Below are 18,957 nucleotides of genomic sequence, written 5' to 3' on the forward strand. Positions count from 1 at the left end.
AATCTTTTGTGTTAATAACAATAAAACGCTCCTTATTCTAAAGATCTAAAGAAGTATCTTGATTATAACTAATTAATTTATCTTTTTTTAAAAAAAAGATAAATTACTATTATATGTTTATATAATAAAAATTTATCACAAAAATTATTTTTCAGCTCTAGGTTTCATATGTGGAAATAATAATACATCTTTAATACTATTTTGGCCAGTTATTAACATGACCAAACGATCAATACCAATTCCCAATCCACCTGTTGGTGGCATACCATACTCCAATGCTTCAACAAAGTCTAAATCCATAGTTGCTGCTTCATCATTACCACTATTTTTTTCTTTTACTTGCTCTTCAAAACGATTATATTGTTGCAAAGAATCATTTAGTTCCGAATAAGCATTTGCATATTCTCTACCAGCAATAAATAATTCAAAACGATCAGTAAACTCTTTACTATTTTTATTTAATTTAGCAAGTGGTGAAATTTCAATTGGATAATCAAAAATAAAAGTAGGTTGAATTAAAGTTTCTTCAACAAAAGATTCAAAAAATAAATTAATAATATGACCAGTACTATTATAATGATCTGGAATATGAAGTTTATAACTTTTTGCAAGTTTTAATATAAGTTTAAATGTTTTATTTTTTTCAATATTTCTAATATTATCATCTTCAATATTATGATATTTTAAAATCATATCACTAATTTCTTGGAAAATTTTAGTAAACTCTTCATCTTTGATCATAGCTTTTTTAATTGAATCAATCATACTAATTTTTGTTCACGATTTTTCAAAATTTAATATATTTTCATCATATTCTAATATTAATTTATTATGCACTGTATTAATTAAATGTTTTATACAAGACTCTGTTAAATCCATCATATATTTCATATCTTGATAGGCAACATAAATTTCAATAGTTGTAAATTCTGGATTATGTTTTTTACTCATACCTTCATTACGAAATAATCTACCAATTTCATAAACTTTTTCAAAACCACCAACTATTAATCTTTTTAAATGTAATTCAGTAGCAATCCGTAAATATAAATCGGTTTTTAATGTATTATGATGAGTGATAAAAGGTTTAGCGGCAGCACCACCATATACTTCTTGTAAAATAGGTGTTTCAACTTCTAAATAACCTTTATTATTTAAAAAACTTCTTAATTCATTAATAATTTGTGTACGTTGTAAAAATGTCTTTTTAGTTTCTTGATTCATAATTAAATCTACATATCTTCGTCGATAACGTTCTTCAATATCTGTTAAACCATGAAATTTATCTGGTAAAGGTCTAAGTGCTTTTGATAACATTACAATATCATAGATTTGAACTGTTAGTTCTCCTTTATTGGTTTTCATAACCTTACCTTTAATACCAAAAAAATCGCCTAAATCTGCATATTCTGCAAATCATTCAAATTTTTTTTGATTAATATATTCTGGTTTTAAATAAATTTGAAATTTACCTATTTGATCTTGCAAATGAGCAAAAATTGAACCCTTTCCCATTTCTCTTTTTGTCATTAATCTACCCGCCATTTTAATTTGATCATTAGGTAAATTAGCAACAAATTTTGCTAACTCTTCTTTATTTTTATTTCTAAATTCACTATTTAAAGTTTCACAATTATAATTTCTTTCTCAATTACGCCCATAAATATCATAATTTTGTTTATATAAATCTTGTATTTTTTGATATCTTAATGCTTCTTGCTCTGTCAAAATACGTCCATTAATTTCAAGTTTAGTTTCTTTCATTGTTTTCATCCTTTGTATTTAAAATAAGTATTTAAAATAAAAAAATTAAATTAAATAAGATTGTTTAGGTTTATACATAATGATATCAATTTTCAATACCAAATTCTACTGTCAACAATTAATTTTAAATTTTATAATAAAACCCGAGGCTTTTTAATAATCTGTGTATCTTTGTTTTACAAAGTTACTAATTTAGATTAATTCTGTCTTCAAATTTTATCATAAAATGAGCAATTGCTGTATTTCAATTTTGAATAGGCAATGTTCATTTTTTTGTTATATTTTCAATTGCCAAGTAAAATATTTTGAAAACTGCCATATCATTAGGAAAAACTTTTTTATTTCTGATGATTTTTCGTAATTGACTATTAACAGATTCAATAGCATTTGTAGTATAAATCACTCTTTTGATTTCTACTGGATAACTAATAAAAACCATTAAATTATCTCAATTTTTATATCAAGATTTAGTAATTTGAGTATATTGTTTATTTCATTTACTTTCAAACGATTCTAAAGCTTGCATTGCTTGTTCTTCACTACATGCACTATAAATTGGTTTTAAATCTGCAACTAGACCTTTTCGATGTTTGTATGAAACATATTTTAAACTATTTCTAATTTGATGAACAATGCATAATTGATGTTCTGTTTTAGGATAAACTGATTGTATTGCTTCTGACATGCCTGTTAAATTATCACTACAAGCAATAAGAATATCATTTAAGCCACGATTTTTCATTTCTGTGAAATTAGATAATCAAAACTTAGAACCTTCATTTTCACTAATTCATAATCCTAAAACATCTTTTTTGCCTTCTAAATCAACTCCTAATGCTATATAAACTGATTTGTTAATAATCCGTTTATCTTGTCGTACTTTAACTACTATACAATCAAAATAAACAATAGGATAAATACTTTCTAATGGTCGATTTTGTCATGCTTTAACATCATCAATAACATCATCAGTAATTTGACTAATAACACTTTCACTAATATCAGCACCATGATATAACTCTTGCAACTGCATTCTAATGTCAGATAATGTCATTCCTTTTGCATACAAGGAAAGAACTTGTTGATCAAAACCATCAAATCTTCTTTGCCTTTTAGGAACTATTACAGGAGTAAAATTACTATTGCGATCTCTTGGTACATCAATTTCAATTTTACCTTGTTGAGTTATTAATTTTTTTGAACTTGTACCATTACGAGCATTTTCAGTAGTACTATGTTGATTTTTTTCATATCCTAAATAATTTTGCATTTCAGAATTCAACATTTTTTCAACTAATCTTTTTGTTAATTCTTTATATAAACCGCCAGGTTTAAAAACTGTTGTTAAATCTTCAGTATTTTCTAGTAATAAATCTACTGCTTTTGATATTGGATCATTATTATTAAAGTTATCTTTTTTAGCCATCTGTAACTCACTCTTTCTAGTCATTTAATTATATTTACTAGAATTAATTAAACATAGTTATTTTTGTAAGTTACACAGATTACTAAACATTTCCTAAAACCCTTATATTTATAATAAGGGCTAAAATTTAATTTAAATATTTCTACTAATAGATATCTATAAAAATTAGAGACAATTTATTAATCATTTTTTACCTTCTAAATATTAATTTTGTATAAAACATGTTTTGCTAAAATATCACTTTTATTTATTTTTGGATGATAAGATTCTTTTTTTTCATACCTATTCGTTTCATTACATTTTCTGATTTAATATTTAATATACTAGTAAAACTATAAATTTCAGTGAATTTTAATTTTTTTTGCATATTTTAAACATTCTTTAGCTGCTTCTGTTGCTATTCCTTGACCTCAAACACTTTTTTTAAAACGTCAACCAATTTCAATACATGGTCTAAAATCATCAATAAAATCAACTTCGCTAAAGCCAATAAAGCCAATAAATTTATTATCTTTTTTAAATTCAACAGCATAAAAACCAAATCCATTATTATTTAAATTATTTTTAATTTTCGAAAAATATTTTTCTGTATCATCTTTTGATAATGTACTAGGAAAATATTTCATGACATCTTTATCAGAATTTAATAAAACAAGTTCATCTAAATCACTATCTTCTCAATATCTAATTTTTAATCTAGGGGTTTCAAAAAATATCATATTTTTACTCCTTTGTTATGATATTTTTTCTATTAACAATTTGTTAGTTTATTTAATTAATAATATTAACTTCAATTTATTTCACTTGGTTTCATTGGTTTTTCATTATTCTTTACACTAATAATTTTACCATTTTTAACGTTAATAACAGTATTTGCAACATATTGGAAGTTAGAATTATGAGTAACCATAATAATTGATGTTTTATATTCTCGATTAACATCCAATAAAATCTCTAATACCTTACGCCCCATTTCCTCATCAAGTGCTCCTGTTGGCTCATCACAAAATAAAATTGTCGGATTTTTTGCTAGTGCTCTACCAATCGATACTCTTTGTTGTTGCCCACCTGATAATTGACTTGGAAATTTATTCATATGTTCATCCATTTCAATAACTTGAAAAATATCATCAATACTCATATTTTTATTTTTAGCAAGATTTTCACCAACTTCAGCATTTTCACGAGCAGTTAAGTTAGTTAATAAATTGTATTGTTGAAAAATAAAACCAACATTATCTCGTCTAAATTTAGTTAAATGACTATCTTTTAATAAAGATAAATTGTATCCCGCCACAAAAACATCACCAGTATTAGGTTTATACAATCCCGAAATAATATTTAATAATGTTGTCTTACCACTTCCCGATGGTCCTAAGATAACAACAAAATCACCTAATTTAATTTTTAAATTAACTCCTTTTAATACTTCATATTCTAAGTCTCCAGTTAAGTAAGATTTTTTAACATCAAATAATTCAATAACATTAGTTTGAGTATCAGGAGTATTATTAGTCATTGATATAATTTTACCTGCTAAAATTTCTTTTGAATGAGTTTTTGTTAATTTTTTAATTGCTTTTTGATTATCTTTAAAAGCTTGCAATTTGGCTTTATTAGCTTCTATTTCTTCCTTTGATTCTGCTTTATCATGAGATTTATGGGTTACTGGTGGTATTGTAGCTTCATTTTTAGATACTGACTTCTTTGTAAAACTAGATTCTAACTTATTTTTAGTTACTTGTTTACTTCCAATGTCTTTATCATCTTTTTTAATTTCCTTATTATCTTTTTTCATAATCATTTCTCCTTTTTAATTCCATGCTTTTATAAACAACACACTCATTTTATCAATTACTTTACCTTATTTATATAGAAATACTTAAAAAATATTTTAACTTCCTTGTAATAAATCTGTTACTGGTTTGTATTTAATTAAATATAACCCAACAGCATAGCCAATAACCATTATTAAAAATACCATTCCAAAGCAAGATAAAATTGTAACTAGATTAGCAGCCACATTAAAAACAACGCCTGCTTTAATTGCAATAATTAAAGTAATAATATTCCACACAACATAAGAAATAATAGTACCTAAAATAAAAGCAACCAATAAAGCAATAATATAGGAGCCAATAATCAATCTGTTAATTTCATTTACACGATAACCCAAAGATTTCATCATTGCAATAATTAATAAATTATTATCTAAAATCATATTAACGATAATTACCAATACAAAAGCTACAGCAAATAATGTTAAAATTTTTGTAATATTTATAATTGTTCTAATTCCATCAAATATTTCAACTAATAATCTTTTAACTAAATCATTAATAAAAGGTATTTTATTAATAGGTTCTAAATTTTTTGCTAATATTTGTTCTTTAGTATATTCTGCAGATGGTTGCAAAATATTTATATAATTTAATGGAAAAATATTGCTATCTTTAGATAATCAATGATTAAAAGAATCTGATATTGGTTTTGGATCTTCTGACGGGGAAGGTTTTATTAATCCAATAGATGTTCGTAAATCATCAAGATTAATATAAACATTCGAATTGTCTAAATTATTTTCAATAATTCCTTTAACTTGATAAATTACTGGAATTGTATAATTATATCAACTTGCTAACATTAAAAAGTGATCATCAATTTTATAATCATTTAAAATTGATAATGTTTTTGAAATAACTGCTGGTAAAATATAAGCTGTAGTTGTTATATTTTGTCCTTGATTATCAGTATAAGTAACTTTTTGTGATTGTAAATTATGAGAATTATTAAAAATAGGATCAATATCACGATTTTTTGCTTCTTTAAAGTTAAATCAATTTTTTCAAACTAAATCTTGATATGGATCATTATAAAGTCCTGTTGCTTTAATTTTTTTTGCAAGCATGCGACCTTGATTATGTCCTTTTCATTCATTAGGAGGTCTTAAATTTATTTCAATAGTTGGATAATACTTATTATTATAAATATTTAAACCTAAACTAATACCAGGCAACGGGTTTATTTCTGGATTAATACCTGTATTTGTTGAAATATAATTAAATATTTGATGAATATTTTGACAAATAATTTTCATTAATGGTTCAGGTATTATCTTTTTTGGATTAATAAAATCTTTACAATCAGATTTGTTCTTAGTTTTTTGATAAAGGATATTAATTTCTTCACTATTCATAAAATAATTTTTAAAGTTATTATTATTAATAATACTTTCAATTTTTTTAGCTTTATTATCATTATCAATATGAAAATCATCAGCTATTCATTGATGATATTTATTAGTACCGGTTTCTTTATCTTTCGTAATATCTTTTTCTGAAACTCAATCAAAAACCTGCTTATCAATACTTAAATTAGAATCATTAGTATATGTATACATTGATGAAGTTGATGTATTTCATTTAACATCTTTATTGTAATATCCATATAAATTATTTATTTTATTATCAAATAAATCAGTAGCTGAACTTTGAAATAGTAATAAAAAACTAACAAAAATAAAAGTAAAAAATACTAAAAATAGTTTTCCAACCGATTTTAGAGTGAAAGCAATTGCTAAACGCTGTTTAAATGGTCAATAACGAAAGGGGTATTTTAAAACTGAAATTAGTTTAGAACTTGAATTACTTGGTCTATCATAAATTAATAATAATGGACTAACGCGTAATTTTGTTTCCGATTGCATATAACTAATTACTATAAAAATAATAGGAATAATTATTAAACTTACAATAAATACTATCCAACTAAAAAATAGTATTGGTAATGGCATAAAAAACCCAATGTTATTTAACGAATTAAATCATATTTGTAACCCTAGACCAATACCTAAACCAATAATACCAGAAATGAATGTTATCAAAAATATTAAAATTACAAAACTAATAGCAATTTGAAAATTACTATAACCAAGGGCTTTTAATAATCCTATCTGTGGTTTTTGTAAATCAATTTCTTTTCTAACATATGACATAATGATAAAAATAATAACTAATAATACTACAAGAGTAATTGCTGTAAACATTATATTTTCCATTTTAAAACTCTCTAGAATTTGTCCTGATCGAATATCTTCGCTATCACTACTAATAATTGAACCAAAACTAAAACTAAAAGTTTTAATTAAAAGTTCTTCTAACTTACTAACAAAATAGTTATCGTTATTGTTAACTTTTAATAAAAATATATTATTTAAATTAGTTCTAAATGTAGAGTCTTTTATTAAATTATTAAACCATTGATTTGACATATAAACAGGACTTGTATTTTCAGATGTCGGATTAGGATTTGTTGCAGTACGACTACCAGTAATTCCCCAATAAGCATAACCAAAGCCAACAACTTTTAACTTTTCAACTTTATCAATAACTGTTATATAATCATTTAATTTAATATTATTAATACGTGCAAATTCAGGATTGATTACTATTTCTAATGGATTAATAGGCTTAATACCTTCGGAAATATAAACTTCATTAATATTATTTCTTTTTGGAGCAAAATCAAAAGATTCACTTTTTTCTGAAGTATAAAATCCATTTTCTAATGAATAATAAATTTTTTTAAGAGAACTAACGTTTTCATAATCAAAAGTTTTAAAAAATGATTTAGCAAGTTCATAATGTTGCAAATTATAAATTTCATCATTTTTAACTTCGTTTTCTAAAATATCATTAAATAGTATTCCTTGATAACTTAATCCTCAATTTAACAAATAATTTTCAAAATCTTTATTAATATCTACTCCCGAAGGAAGGATAGGAAAACTATTATTTCTAAGATTATTTTCTTTAATTTCATTTATCTGTTTATAAATTTCTTGCTTTTGCAGATGATCTTTAAATTGTTTTTTGATAATTGTTTGGATTCTTGATGTTGCAGTAGCAGTATCTTTATAATTATTTAATAATTGTAAATTAATACGATAGTCATATTTACCACTATTGTTTAATACTGTATAAAAACCTGATTCAACTCTTGATGCTGTACTATAAAGTGCAGAAATAGTAGAAATTATAATAACTAATAGTATTATAATACCTAAATATTGTAATAATCTTTTCTTGATTCCTCTTAAAACATTAACAAAAAGATTGCTCATTATAACTCCAATATTCTTATACAACTTAAAAAATGCTAATAGTATAATTTTATCATAATAAAATAATGCTAATTATATTTGAACTATATTAAAAAATAAAAATTTTAATATTATTATTAAATTCTAAACTTATTTACTTAACTACTTTTTTTACATTTTTCTAAAATTGCAATTTTATTAAGGTCAGCAATACCAACATAAGGTAAGTTTCTCAATTTTTCATCATAATCAAGACCATATCCTACTAAAAAATGATCAGGAACTTCAAAGCCATATCAATCAGCTTCAATTTTAGCAACTCTTTTAGATTTCTTATCTAAAAGAGTAATTATTTTTACCGATTTTGCTCCAAGTTGTTGTAAATGATCACGAATTTTAAATAACGAATTACCTGAATCAATAATATCTTCAACAATTAATAAGTCACGACCCTTAACATTATTAATAACATCCATTCTTATTTTTGGTTTATTTACCGCCTTTGTTTGTCCTAAATATGACTCTACATACATAAAATCAACCAAACAATCAATCTTAAGGTTTAACATAAATTGTGATAAAAAAGGTAAACATCCTCTTAATATCCCTACTAAAATAATGGGCTCTTTATTATCTTTATAATAACTATTAACTGATTTTGTAAGTTCAATAATTTTATTATTGATTACATCAGTACTTAATAATATTTTTTCTACTAATTCATGTTTTTCCAACATTGTTTTTTCTCCTTATTACTTTTTATATTATATTTACCAAATAAAAAAAGAAAATAAAACAAAACTTACACATTATCGAAAATATTAAAATAGTAAGTTTTCTTTTTTTATTATAATAATTTAATTATTTCTTCTTAGGAACAACTGATATTGTATCATCATCAGTCCCTGAATTATTATCTTCCTTTTTATCATTTGATTCATTATCCTCTTTGGAAGGATTTTTACTATTTTTTTGCATTTCTTTTTGCATTTCTATTACTTCAATTGGTAATTTATTATATTTATCAATATATTCTATTTGTTCAGCAGTAATTGTTTCTAAAGTCATTAATGACTTAGCAATTAACTCTAATGTATCTTTATGTTTTTTAATTGTTGCTACTGCTTCAATATAACAAACATCTAATAATTTTTTAATTTCTCCATCAATTTTAGATGCAATATCATCAGAAAACTTATTTGCTGCAAAAGGTGAATACTCATTACGTGGACTTTCAAATTGAACTAATCCTAATTCAGATGACATTCCATATTCAGTTATCATTTTTCTGGCAATATTTGTTGCTTTTTCTAAATCATCATGAGCACCAGTAGTAATATTTGCATTACCAAACATAATCTCTTCTGAAGCGCGACCACCTAAATAACCAGTAATAGTTGCTCTTAAATGTACTTTTGAATAAAACATAGTATCTTCTTTAGGAGTCATAATAGTATATCCACCTGCTTGTCCACGTGGTATTATTGTAACTTTTTGAACTTTAGAAGCATATTCTAGTTTTAAACCAATAAGAGCATGTCCAGCTTCGTGATATGATACTATTTTTTTATCCATATCAGTAATTATTCTTGAAGTTTTAGCAGGTCCACCAACAACTCTATCAATAGCTTCATCAATTTCTACTAAACCAATAACTGTTTTATTATGACGAACAGCTAACAACGTTGCTTCATTTAATACATTTTCTAATTGTGCACCACTAAATCCTGGCGTTCTCTCTGCTATTCTTTGAAAATTAACTTTTGGCGAAATATTTTTATTACGAGCATGTAATCGTAAAATTGCTTCACGTTCTTTAATATCAGGTCAACTTAAAGAAATTTGACGATCAAATCTACCTGGACGTAATAACGCTTCATCAAGTATATCAGCACGGTTAGTAGCAGCCATAATAATAACTCCCAAGTTAGTTTCAAATCCATCCATTTCAACTAATAATTGGTTTAAAGTTTGTTCATTAGTTGCAGTTGAAGCTGAGGCACGTTTTCTTCCTACTGCATCAATTTCATCAATAAAAATAATACAAGGAGCACTTTTTTTAGCAGTAGTAAACATTTCTCTAATTCTTGAAGCTCCAACTCCAACAAAAACTTCTTCAAATTCAGAACCAGAAATTGAAAAGAAAGGAACACCTGCTTCACCAGCAACTGCTTTTGCTAATAAAGTCTTACCAGTACCAGGCGGTCCTACAAGAAGAACTCCTTTTGGCACTCTTGCACCCATTTGTGCATATTTTTGTGGAAACTTTAAAAAATCAACAACTTCTTCTAATTCCAATTTTTCTTCTTTAATACCAGCAACATCAGTAAATCTAGTATCTGATGTTCTAATCTTAGCACGACTTTTTCCCATTGAAAAAGGACTCATGCCACCACCGGCACCCATTTTATTCATTTTAGAAAATAATCAAAATGAACCACCAACTAATACTAATATTGGAAACATACTAATTAAAAATGTTTTTCAAAAGGGAACTAATTCACTAATAATTGTGGGATTAATATCAAAGCCTTTACCATCTTTATCTTTTCTGAATAATTTTTCAATAACATCATGATAAAAACCACCTGTAGCAGTTCCAGAAACTGTCGCTTCAAATCGTTTTACCTTACCATTAATTCCTAAAAAACCTGTAATATAAGTAGTATGATCAAAAAATTGAACTTGTACTCCATCAATTTTGCTAACAGTGTCACTACTATTGCCAGGGAGTTTACCATCTCTAAGTAGTGTTTCTAATTGAAATTGATCTAAAGTTAAAGCATTTCCTCTTAAAAAATATCACAATAAAATTCCAACAAATACTAAAAAAGCAACGAATAGTGCAACAATTATTCAATTAATTTTAATTCGCGTTTGCATTATTTTTTCACCTACGTTTAATTTCTAATTTATTTTCTTAAATAATACCATAATATTTTAGCACATACAAATTAGGTTTCTCACTAATATTGTTTTTATTTACTGATAATTTTGGAATTGCCACTACTTTTCCGCTTGAATTTATGATTACTGGTCATATAAGACGTTCACGATATGGAATTTTATTATCAATAAATAAACGATTAATTTTTTTTGTACCAAATGGTGTCTCAATTTCTTCTTCACCATTATTAGTTCTAATTGTTAATGGAAAATCTGATTTATTAATATATAAAGCTTGAAATTCACCACCTGTTGGTTCAGTTTTAGAAATAGTAATTTCCTTAAAATTATAGTTATTTATTTTAGAAATTTTATAACTAAATTGTTTTGGTTCATTTTTTTCACTAATATATGCAAAATTATATTCTTTAATAACTCAAGTATTTTCAGAAATACAAATAGTAATATTTGGTTTACTAGATTTAGTTAAAACTCTAACTATTTCTTTAATTTTAGCCTTTTTTAAAGATAAAACTAATTCTTCATCATATTGGCTTAAAAATTCATAGATAATCATTTGTTGTAATTTAAATTCATATTTTTTAAACTCATTAATAGCAAGCACATCATCATTAATAATAGTATTATAAATTACTTCAAGTTCATCTTTCAGTAATTCTTGTTCACTATTTAATTCTTTAATTTCACTTAACATTAAATTAATATCAAAATCAGTAAGTTTATTAATTTGTTGTTGTCTAATTCGATTTCTTTCATAAATAATTAATTCATTTGTTTCATCAAATCCATATTTAATATGATACAAAGTTAAATAGTCAATAATATCTTCTTTTTTTAATTCTAACATTGGACGATAAACCGATAAAGATTTATATGTTGTTTTAAATTTTAATCCATAATAAGAAACTATTGCCTTGCGTTGTTTTTGAATAATATATGTTTCAAGTAAATCGTAAATATGATGTGCTACAACAAGATTATAAACTTGATATTTTTGAGCAATTTCATTAAAAAAATCATATCTAAGTACACGTGCTTGACTTTGAAAATTTTGTTTTTTATTGTATTCCTCTTCTTTAATATTTTTTACTTCTAAAGTTATTTTATTATTTGTACAGTATTCTCGAACAATTTGCTCATCAACATTACTACTTCAACGTTTATGATAATTAACATGACAAACAATAATTTTAAACTCATTACGTACTAAATTATCTAATAAAAACATACTATCTGGACCACCTGATACAGCTAATAAGTAAGTTATTTTTTTATTAAGTTTATTTAATCAATTAATATTCATTTTAAACACCTAACCTTACACTTATATTAAGATTATTTATATCACTTTGCTATTTCATCAATATAAGTATTATTTTCATTATGACAAATCAATGGTGGCAAAACAATCATTCCTTCTTTCGCTAAAAATCCTGCTTCAATTAAAAAAACATTGGCAGCCTGATTAATTTTAGGATAAACTATTTGTAATTTTTTAGGTGTAATTTGATATTTTTTTAATAAAAGTAATGTTTCATTTATTCTTTCTACACTATTTATCATAACCAATCGCCCTTTGTCTTTTAATAATTTACTTACACTAGCAATAATCTCCTCTAAATTAATATATACTTCATGTCTTGCTGGAATTTTTAAAGGTTGTGCTTTTACTTTGCTTTTATCCCATAAAGGAAAAAAAGGTGGATTGCATACAATTAAATCAACTTTTTCTTTTTCTCTTTGAGCATAAATTTTTATGTCTTCATGAACAATGACAATTCTTTTTTCTAAATCATTAAGTTTTATATTTTCTAAAGCAAGTTCAACAGCTGGCTCTTGAATTTCAATACCAATTACTTTTCCTTGAAATTTTGCCGATAAAATTATTGGAATAACAGCATTATTAGTTCCAAAATCAATTATTGTTTTAGTACTAGGTTTTATTTTAATAAAATTACTTAATAAAATAGTATCTAAAGAAACACAAAACATATCTTTTCTTTGAATAAGTTTAATTTTTTTATCATCTTGATTTAAAATTAAAATTTTTTTTGTACTTTCCATAGTTTAATTATCACTTACCTTAATAAGAAAAGAATTTATTAATAAATTTAAGTTAACATTAAATTTTAATTTGGTAATTGTAAATGAAATTTGTTCTAAAATATAGGCTATATTTTTTAAATTACTATTTTTTCATAAATTAACTAAACTTTCAATAAAAAAATTATTAAAATCATACTTTTTAAATAAAAGAAAAGTTAATTTATTAAAAACTACTAAATTAAAAAATCTAAAAAAGTAAATAATTTCTTCTTTTAAACTAACTATTTTTTTATTCAAAAGTTGATTGTTAACCTTTTTATCATTATCATTAATAATAAATTGTTTAATAATTTCAATATATTTTTTTAATTTAAGTTTACTACTTTCATCTGTCAAAAAAATAGTATTTGAAAATATTTTTAATATTAATAATTGTTCATCATCATAATTGTTACTAACAAATATATCATTTTCTTTTGAACAATTTATCAATTGACAACGAGATTTAATAGTAGGGAGTATTTGATTAATATTAGTGGTAGTAAAAATTACATAAATATTTTTAGATAATTCTTCTAAAGTTTTAAGCATAACATTTGAAGCTGAAATTGAAGAAAATTCAATTTGATTTATTAAATAAATTTTACTAGCATCTTTTTCTAAATTAGTTTTAGAAAAATCATTAATAATTTCTAAAACAATATTTTTATTCATAATATTATTTTTACTAAAATCAAATTTTTTAAAATCAAAATAACTATTAGTTTTAATTTTAAAACAATTTTGACACATATTTTCTTCAGTACATTTTTTTAATTGATTATTATTTTTACAAATAATTTTTTTTATTAACTTATTACTAACATTTATATTTAATATTTTATTTTTCGAATACAATAAAATTACCTGTGGAATATTTTCCATTGCAAAAATAGAAAAATTTTCTGATTCTTCATTTTCAAATAAAATTACATTATTTTCCTTCATTAGATCCTCTAATTTTAATTTTTTTTTCTTTAAAACCTTTTTCTTCAACTAAATTTATGATTAGTTCATAAACACTATTAAAAACTTTTTTTTCTGATAAATTAGCATTTATTGTATGAACGCGATTTGGATTACTAATAGCAATTTTTTTATAACCATTATATACTTTTTGATGAAATTCTAATGTTTCTTCATCTAATCTATTTAATTTTTCACCTTTTCTTAATAAAATTCGTTGTAAACCTGTTTCTGGTTTAATATCAAATAAAACTGTCAAATCAGGTTGATAATCTTCAAAAATAAGTTTTTGAATAAGATTTATTTTATCAATATCTAAATTTCTAGCATAACCCTGATATGCTAAAGTTGAGTCAGAAAAACGATCAGAAATAATGATTTTATTACTGTTTTTATTTGGCAGAATTTTTTCAATTAAATGTTGTCTTCTAGCTGCAATATAAAGCAAAACTTCTGTTCATGGATCCATTAATGTATTTTCTTTATTTAAAATAACTTGTCTTATCTGTTCAGAAATTTCGCTACCACCTGGTTCTCTCGTAATAATAACATCAAAACCATCTTGTTTTAATTGTTCTTTAATCATTTTTAAAACTGTAGTTTTACCTGCACCTTCTGGCCCTTCAAAGGTAATAAATAACATTTTTCTACCTCTTTCTATGCTAAAATTACTAAACTCTTCTAAAACTTGCCAGCAATATTTTTTTCTTTTTCATCTATTTGTTTTAATGCTTTATTTAGTTCTGTTTGTAACATATCATTAATACTTGAATAATCATTCTCTGCTTCTTTCAATAATCCTTCAATATTAATTGAAACTAGTTTACGTCCACCTGTTATAATAATTTTAACCAAACCATCAATATCAGAAAAAGTAAATTCTTCTTTTTTAAATTTTGTTAACTTTCCTTGAATTGCTTGTGCTTGTGCTAACATTCTTTTCATATCCATATTTTTTTCACCTCATATTTTTATATTTCTTCAATTTCAGTAAATATTTTTTTAATAAAATTTAAAGTCGGATCTCTATCTACGTTGGTAAATGACTCAATTACAGGTTTTGATATTACAATATCTACTGGTTTTGGTAATATTTTTTTTGTTAGTAACTCTTGATATTTTTTTCTTGTTTCCTGTCATTGATTTTTATCAAGGGCATAAATCATATATTCATTTTCTAATAAAATATTTAAAAATTCTCTATGTTCTTTACTTAAAAAACTTTGATTTATTAAATCAGATTGAATAATGTTTTTGGTAATAATAATAATGCCATTAGTAGATGCTGCCGCAATAATAGTATTTATATAAACTTTAGTTATGTTTCTAAATTTATTATCATTAATAAATTTAGAAATATTTTTTCACTTTTCACTAACTTCTTTTCTAATATTTTTATCAGCTTGTAAAATTAAATTAATGGCTTTATCAATTATCTCATCATTTTTTAAATTTTTCACAGTTGGTACATCAAAAATTTCTTTTTCTTTAATATTAGTATTTTCTTCTTTTACTAAAATTGAAGTTAATTCTTCATTATTTTTATCTATTTCGCTTTTTTTTAAAATTTTTGTTATTTCATCTTTACTATTTAAATTTATGCTTTTATTTTCTATATTCATAATAGATATTTTTGCTTTTTCTAAATAATTTAATGAATATTTATTCTCAAAATTTTTAATTAAATTTAATATTTTTAGTATTAATATTGGTTTTAAATCATCAACATCTTCTTGAATTAAAATTTCATTAAATGAATTCAAAATTAAAAGTAAATCAGATTTTACTACTTCAGAAAAAATATTTACTTGTTGAATATTTATCATTTTAAGTAATTCTGTTTTTTTAGTAATAGCATAAATTAATATTTCTTCAAGAATATAAATAAAATCAATAATATTTTTTTTATATTGAATAGTATATTCATCAAATAATGTTAATTGTTTTATTACTTGCTCAATATTACAATTAAATATATTAATTAAAAATAATATTTTATTTTTTGTTGATAAAACAGAAAATATTTTTTCAACATTTTTAAGTGTTATATTGTTACCATAATTAAATGTTTTTTCTAAATAATTTAAACCATCACGTAAAGAACCTTCGCTCAATATTGCTAATTCCTCTATTGCTTCAACCTCAAAATTAATTTTTTCTTTTGTTAAAACATCAATAAAATGTTTTTTAGTTTCATTTACATTAATTTTTTTAAATTCAAATCATAAACAACGAGAAATTATAGTTGGAATTACTTTATACGGTTCTGTTGTTGCTAAAATAAAAATAATATGTTGTGGTGGTTCTTCTAAGGTTTTTAATAATGCATTAAAAGCAGAAGTTGTTAACATATGAACTTCATCAATAATATAAACTTTATATTTAAAATTCATCGGTAATAAGTTAATATTATCTCTAATACTTCTTATTTCATCAACACCATTATTGGAAGCACCATCAATTTCTAAAATATCAATACAATTATTTGAACTAATGTTTATACAATTTTCACAAGTATTACATGCATCTCCATCAATGTTATTTTGACAATTAATTGCTTTAGCAAATATTTTAGCCGTTGATGTTTTTCCTGTACCTTTTGAGCCTGAAAATAAATAAGCATGATTAAAACTATTATTTAAAATAGAATTTTTTAATATTCTTACAATATTATCCTGACTAATTATTTCTGAAAAAGAATTTGGTCGATACTTTCTATAAAAAGATTTATGTTTCATTTAAATCACCTATATTTATCCTAACAATTTTTTATAAAATTTGTTATAAAAACAATTATTATAAATTACGAATTTCTCCAAAAAAACTTTGTAACATTTCTTTACTATCTAAGTTTAAAGAATAAGTATATTCACTACGATGATTAAATCTTTTATCTAATGTTAAATTATAGAGTGATTCAACACATCCAAATTTACTATCTTTTAAAGCAAAAACAATATGTTTTATTCTTGTTTGTAACAAAGCACCTACACACATTAAACATGGTTCTAATGTTGTATAAATAGTACAATTTAACAAACGTCAATTATTAATTTTTTTACATGCTTTTTTTATTGCAATAATTTCCGCATGTTGAGTTGGATCTTTATCTTTTTCCTTTTTGTTAAATCCTCTACCGATAATATTATCATTTTCATCAACAATAATTGCACCAATTGGAACATCACCATTAATAGCAGCTTTTTTAGCAAGTTTTAAGGCAATTTCCATGTAATTTTGTTTTTTCATTTAAAGAAACCTCTTTTTTATTTTTCAAAATAAAACCACCGCACACAATCCTAATCCTTATGGCTGCTACCTTTCGGTCCTGACCCGGTTCGAATGTAATCGTTGCAGTGGCATTATTAATTATAACAATTTTTTTTATAAAAAAATACATTTTTTTTAATTTATAATGTTTCACGTGAAACATTATAAATTAAAAAGTTTTTAAATTATTCATATAAGGTTGTAAAATAATAGGTATATTTACAACATTATCTTCTTCAACATAAAAATTTTCTAAAATTGCTGCAACAACTCGATCAATAGCTAATCCTGATCCATTTAGTGTATGTGGAACTACTTTCTTATTATCTTGACTAACTCTAGTTTCCATTCTTCTTGCTTGAAAATCTTCACAATTACTACATGAAGAAACCTCACGATAACACATTTGAGAAGGTAATCATAATTCTAAATCATAAGTTTTAGCAGCACTAAAACCAATATCACCACTACATAAATTAATAACTCTATAAGGAATATCTAATTTTTGTAAAATTAATTCAGCATTTTTAGTTAACTCTTCAAGGGCATCATAAGATTTTTCAGGATCAACAATTTGAACTAATTCTACTTTATTAAATTGATGTAACCTAATTATTCCTCTTGTATCTCTACCAGCAGAACCAACTTCTGAACGAAAACATGGTGTATAAGCGCACATTTTTATTGGTAATTCAGAAAAATTAATAATTTCATTGCGATAAATATTTGTTAAAGGAACTTCTGCTGTTGGAATTAAATACTGTTCATTATTTAATTGAAATAAATCATCTTTAAATTTAGGAAGTTGCCCTGTACCAAATAAGTTTTCTTTATTAATAATTAATGGTGGTAAAAATTCAGAATAACCATTTTTTAAATGAGAATCAATCATAAAATTCATTAATGCTCTAACTAATAAAGCACCTTTATTTTTATACATAATAAATCTAGTACCACTTAATTTAGTTGCTTTTGAAAAATCAATTATATTTAATTTTTCAGCAATTTCTCAGTGTGGTTTACTATTTTTTTTAATAATTTTCCCTCATTTTCTAACTTCTTGATTATTAGTTTCATCGTTTCCTTGTGGAACTGAAAAATGTGGTATATTAGGAATTACTAATTGTAATTCATATATTTTATCTTCTAAATCTACAATTTTTAAATTATTTTTTATAATTTTTTCTTTTAAAATAATCATATCATCTTTAATTTTTTTTATTTGATCATTTTTTTTATTTTTTAATAATTCACCAATTTGTTTAGATTGCTTATTTCTTGTTTCTTCTAATTTTTGATTTTTTGTTTTTAAAATTCTTATTTCTAAATCTAAATTAAAAATTTTATTTATTTCATTTTTATAACTTTGGCCCCTTGTTTCTATTTTATTAATAGTTTTTTCCAAATTATTACGTATTTTTTCTATATCAATCATTTT

Annotated in this window: 15 protein-coding genes and 1 other RNA gene; all 16 read right to left on the reverse strand. The window is 23.6% G+C overall.

Annotated elements, in window-relative coordinates:
* Positions 1-144 precede the first annotated feature (144 nt).
* The 16 genes from AAHM95_RS02785 to serS all read right to left on the reverse strand — a co-directional run bounded on the left by AAHM95_RS02785 (position 145) and on the right by serS (position 18,954).
* Entirely contained in the window at positions 145-1,764 is a 1,620-nt protein-coding gene (locus AAHM95_RS02785) for a lysine--tRNA ligase (RefSeq protein WP_342274035.1), read from the reverse strand.
* Positions 1,765-1,951: 187 nt separating this feature from the next.
* Positions 1,952-3,190, reverse strand: a complete 1,239-nt coding sequence (locus AAHM95_RS02790) for an IS256 family transposase (RefSeq protein ID WP_342273945.1) — start codon at positions 3,188-3,190, stop codon at positions 1,952-1,954.
* A gap of 332 nt (positions 3,191-3,522) precedes the next feature.
* Positions 3,523-3,909, reverse strand: a complete 387-nt coding sequence (locus AAHM95_RS02795; protein WP_342274036.1) for a GNAT family N-acetyltransferase — start codon at positions 3,907-3,909, stop codon at positions 3,523-3,525.
* Between the two features lie 65 nt (positions 3,910-3,974).
* A complete protein-coding gene (locus tag AAHM95_RS02800) occupies positions 3,975-4,988 on the reverse strand; it encodes an ABC transporter ATP-binding protein (protein WP_342274037.1) in 1,014 nt (337 codons plus the stop codon).
* A 96-nt stretch (positions 4,989-5,084) separates the two neighbouring features.
* Positions 5,085-8,312: an ABC transporter permease gene (locus tag AAHM95_RS02805; RefSeq protein ID WP_342274038.1), complete on the reverse strand. Its 3,228-nt coding sequence runs from the start codon at positions 8,310-8,312 to the stop codon at positions 5,085-5,087.
* Between the two features lie 137 nt (positions 8,313-8,449).
* Entirely contained in the window at positions 8,450-9,028 is a 579-nt protein-coding gene (gene hpt, locus AAHM95_RS02810; protein ID WP_342274039.1) for a hypoxanthine phosphoribosyltransferase, read from the reverse strand.
* Between the two features lie 124 nt (positions 9,029-9,152).
* A complete protein-coding gene (gene ftsH, locus AAHM95_RS02815; protein ID WP_342274040.1) occupies positions 9,153-11,174 on the reverse strand; it encodes an ATP-dependent zinc metalloprotease FtsH in 2,022 nt (673 codons plus the stop codon).
* 37 nt (positions 11,175-11,211) lie between these two features.
* Complete coding sequence (tilS, locus tag AAHM95_RS02820; protein WP_252319076.1) at positions 11,212-12,501, reverse strand: tRNA lysidine(34) synthetase TilS; 1,290 nt, start codon at positions 12,499-12,501, stop codon at positions 11,212-11,214.
* Between the two features lie 32 nt (positions 12,502-12,533).
* Positions 12,534-13,262, reverse strand: a complete 729-nt coding sequence (locus tag AAHM95_RS02825) for a tRNA1(Val) (adenine(37)-N6)-methyltransferase (RefSeq protein WP_342274041.1) — start codon at positions 13,260-13,262, stop codon at positions 12,534-12,536.
* A gap of 3 nt (positions 13,263-13,265) precedes the next feature.
* The gene (locus tag AAHM95_RS02830; protein ID WP_342273217.1) at positions 13,266-14,231 is read right to left on the reverse strand and encodes a hypothetical protein; all 966 of its coding nucleotides are present in this window, start codon (positions 14,229-14,231) and stop codon (positions 13,266-13,268) included.
* Positions 14,218-14,892, reverse strand: coding sequence for a dTMP kinase (gene tmk / locus AAHM95_RS02835; RefSeq protein WP_338961563.1), 675 nt, complete (start codon positions 14,890-14,892; stop codon positions 14,218-14,220). The genes AAHM95_RS02830 and tmk overlap by 14 nt, the downstream gene beginning before the upstream one ends.
* Positions 14,893-14,930: 38 nt before the next feature.
* Positions 14,931-15,200, reverse strand: a complete 270-nt coding sequence (locus AAHM95_RS02840; RefSeq protein WP_210368440.1) for a YbaB/EbfC family nucleoid-associated protein — start codon at positions 15,198-15,200, stop codon at positions 14,931-14,933.
* A gap of 20 nt (positions 15,201-15,220) precedes the next feature.
* Positions 15,221-16,987, reverse strand: coding sequence for a DNA polymerase III subunit gamma/tau (gene dnaX / locus AAHM95_RS02845; RefSeq protein ID WP_338986027.1), 1,767 nt, complete (start codon positions 16,985-16,987; stop codon positions 15,221-15,223).
* Between the two features lie 58 nt (positions 16,988-17,045).
* Positions 17,046-17,498 carry a nucleoside deaminase gene (locus tag AAHM95_RS02850; RefSeq protein WP_338974350.1) on the reverse strand — a complete coding sequence of 151 codons (453 nt, stop codon included), beginning with the start codon at positions 17,496-17,498 and terminating at the stop codon, positions 17,046-17,048.
* A gap of 24 nt (positions 17,499-17,522) precedes the next feature.
* Positions 17,523-17,617: signal recognition particle sRNA small type (gene ffs / locus AAHM95_RS02855), an RNA gene on the reverse strand.
* A 71-nt stretch (positions 17,618-17,688) separates the two neighbouring features.
* Complete coding sequence (gene serS, locus AAHM95_RS02860) at positions 17,689-18,954, reverse strand: serine--tRNA ligase (RefSeq protein WP_342274042.1); 1,266 nt, start codon at positions 18,952-18,954, stop codon at positions 17,689-17,691.
* Positions 18,955-18,957: the final 3 nt, after the last annotated feature.

Source organism: Spiroplasma endosymbiont of Phycita roborella, from assembly GCF_964031195.1.
GTDB lineage: Bacteria > Bacillota_I > Bacilli_A > Mycoplasmatales > VBWQ01 > Spiroplasma_E > Spiroplasma_E ixodetis_A.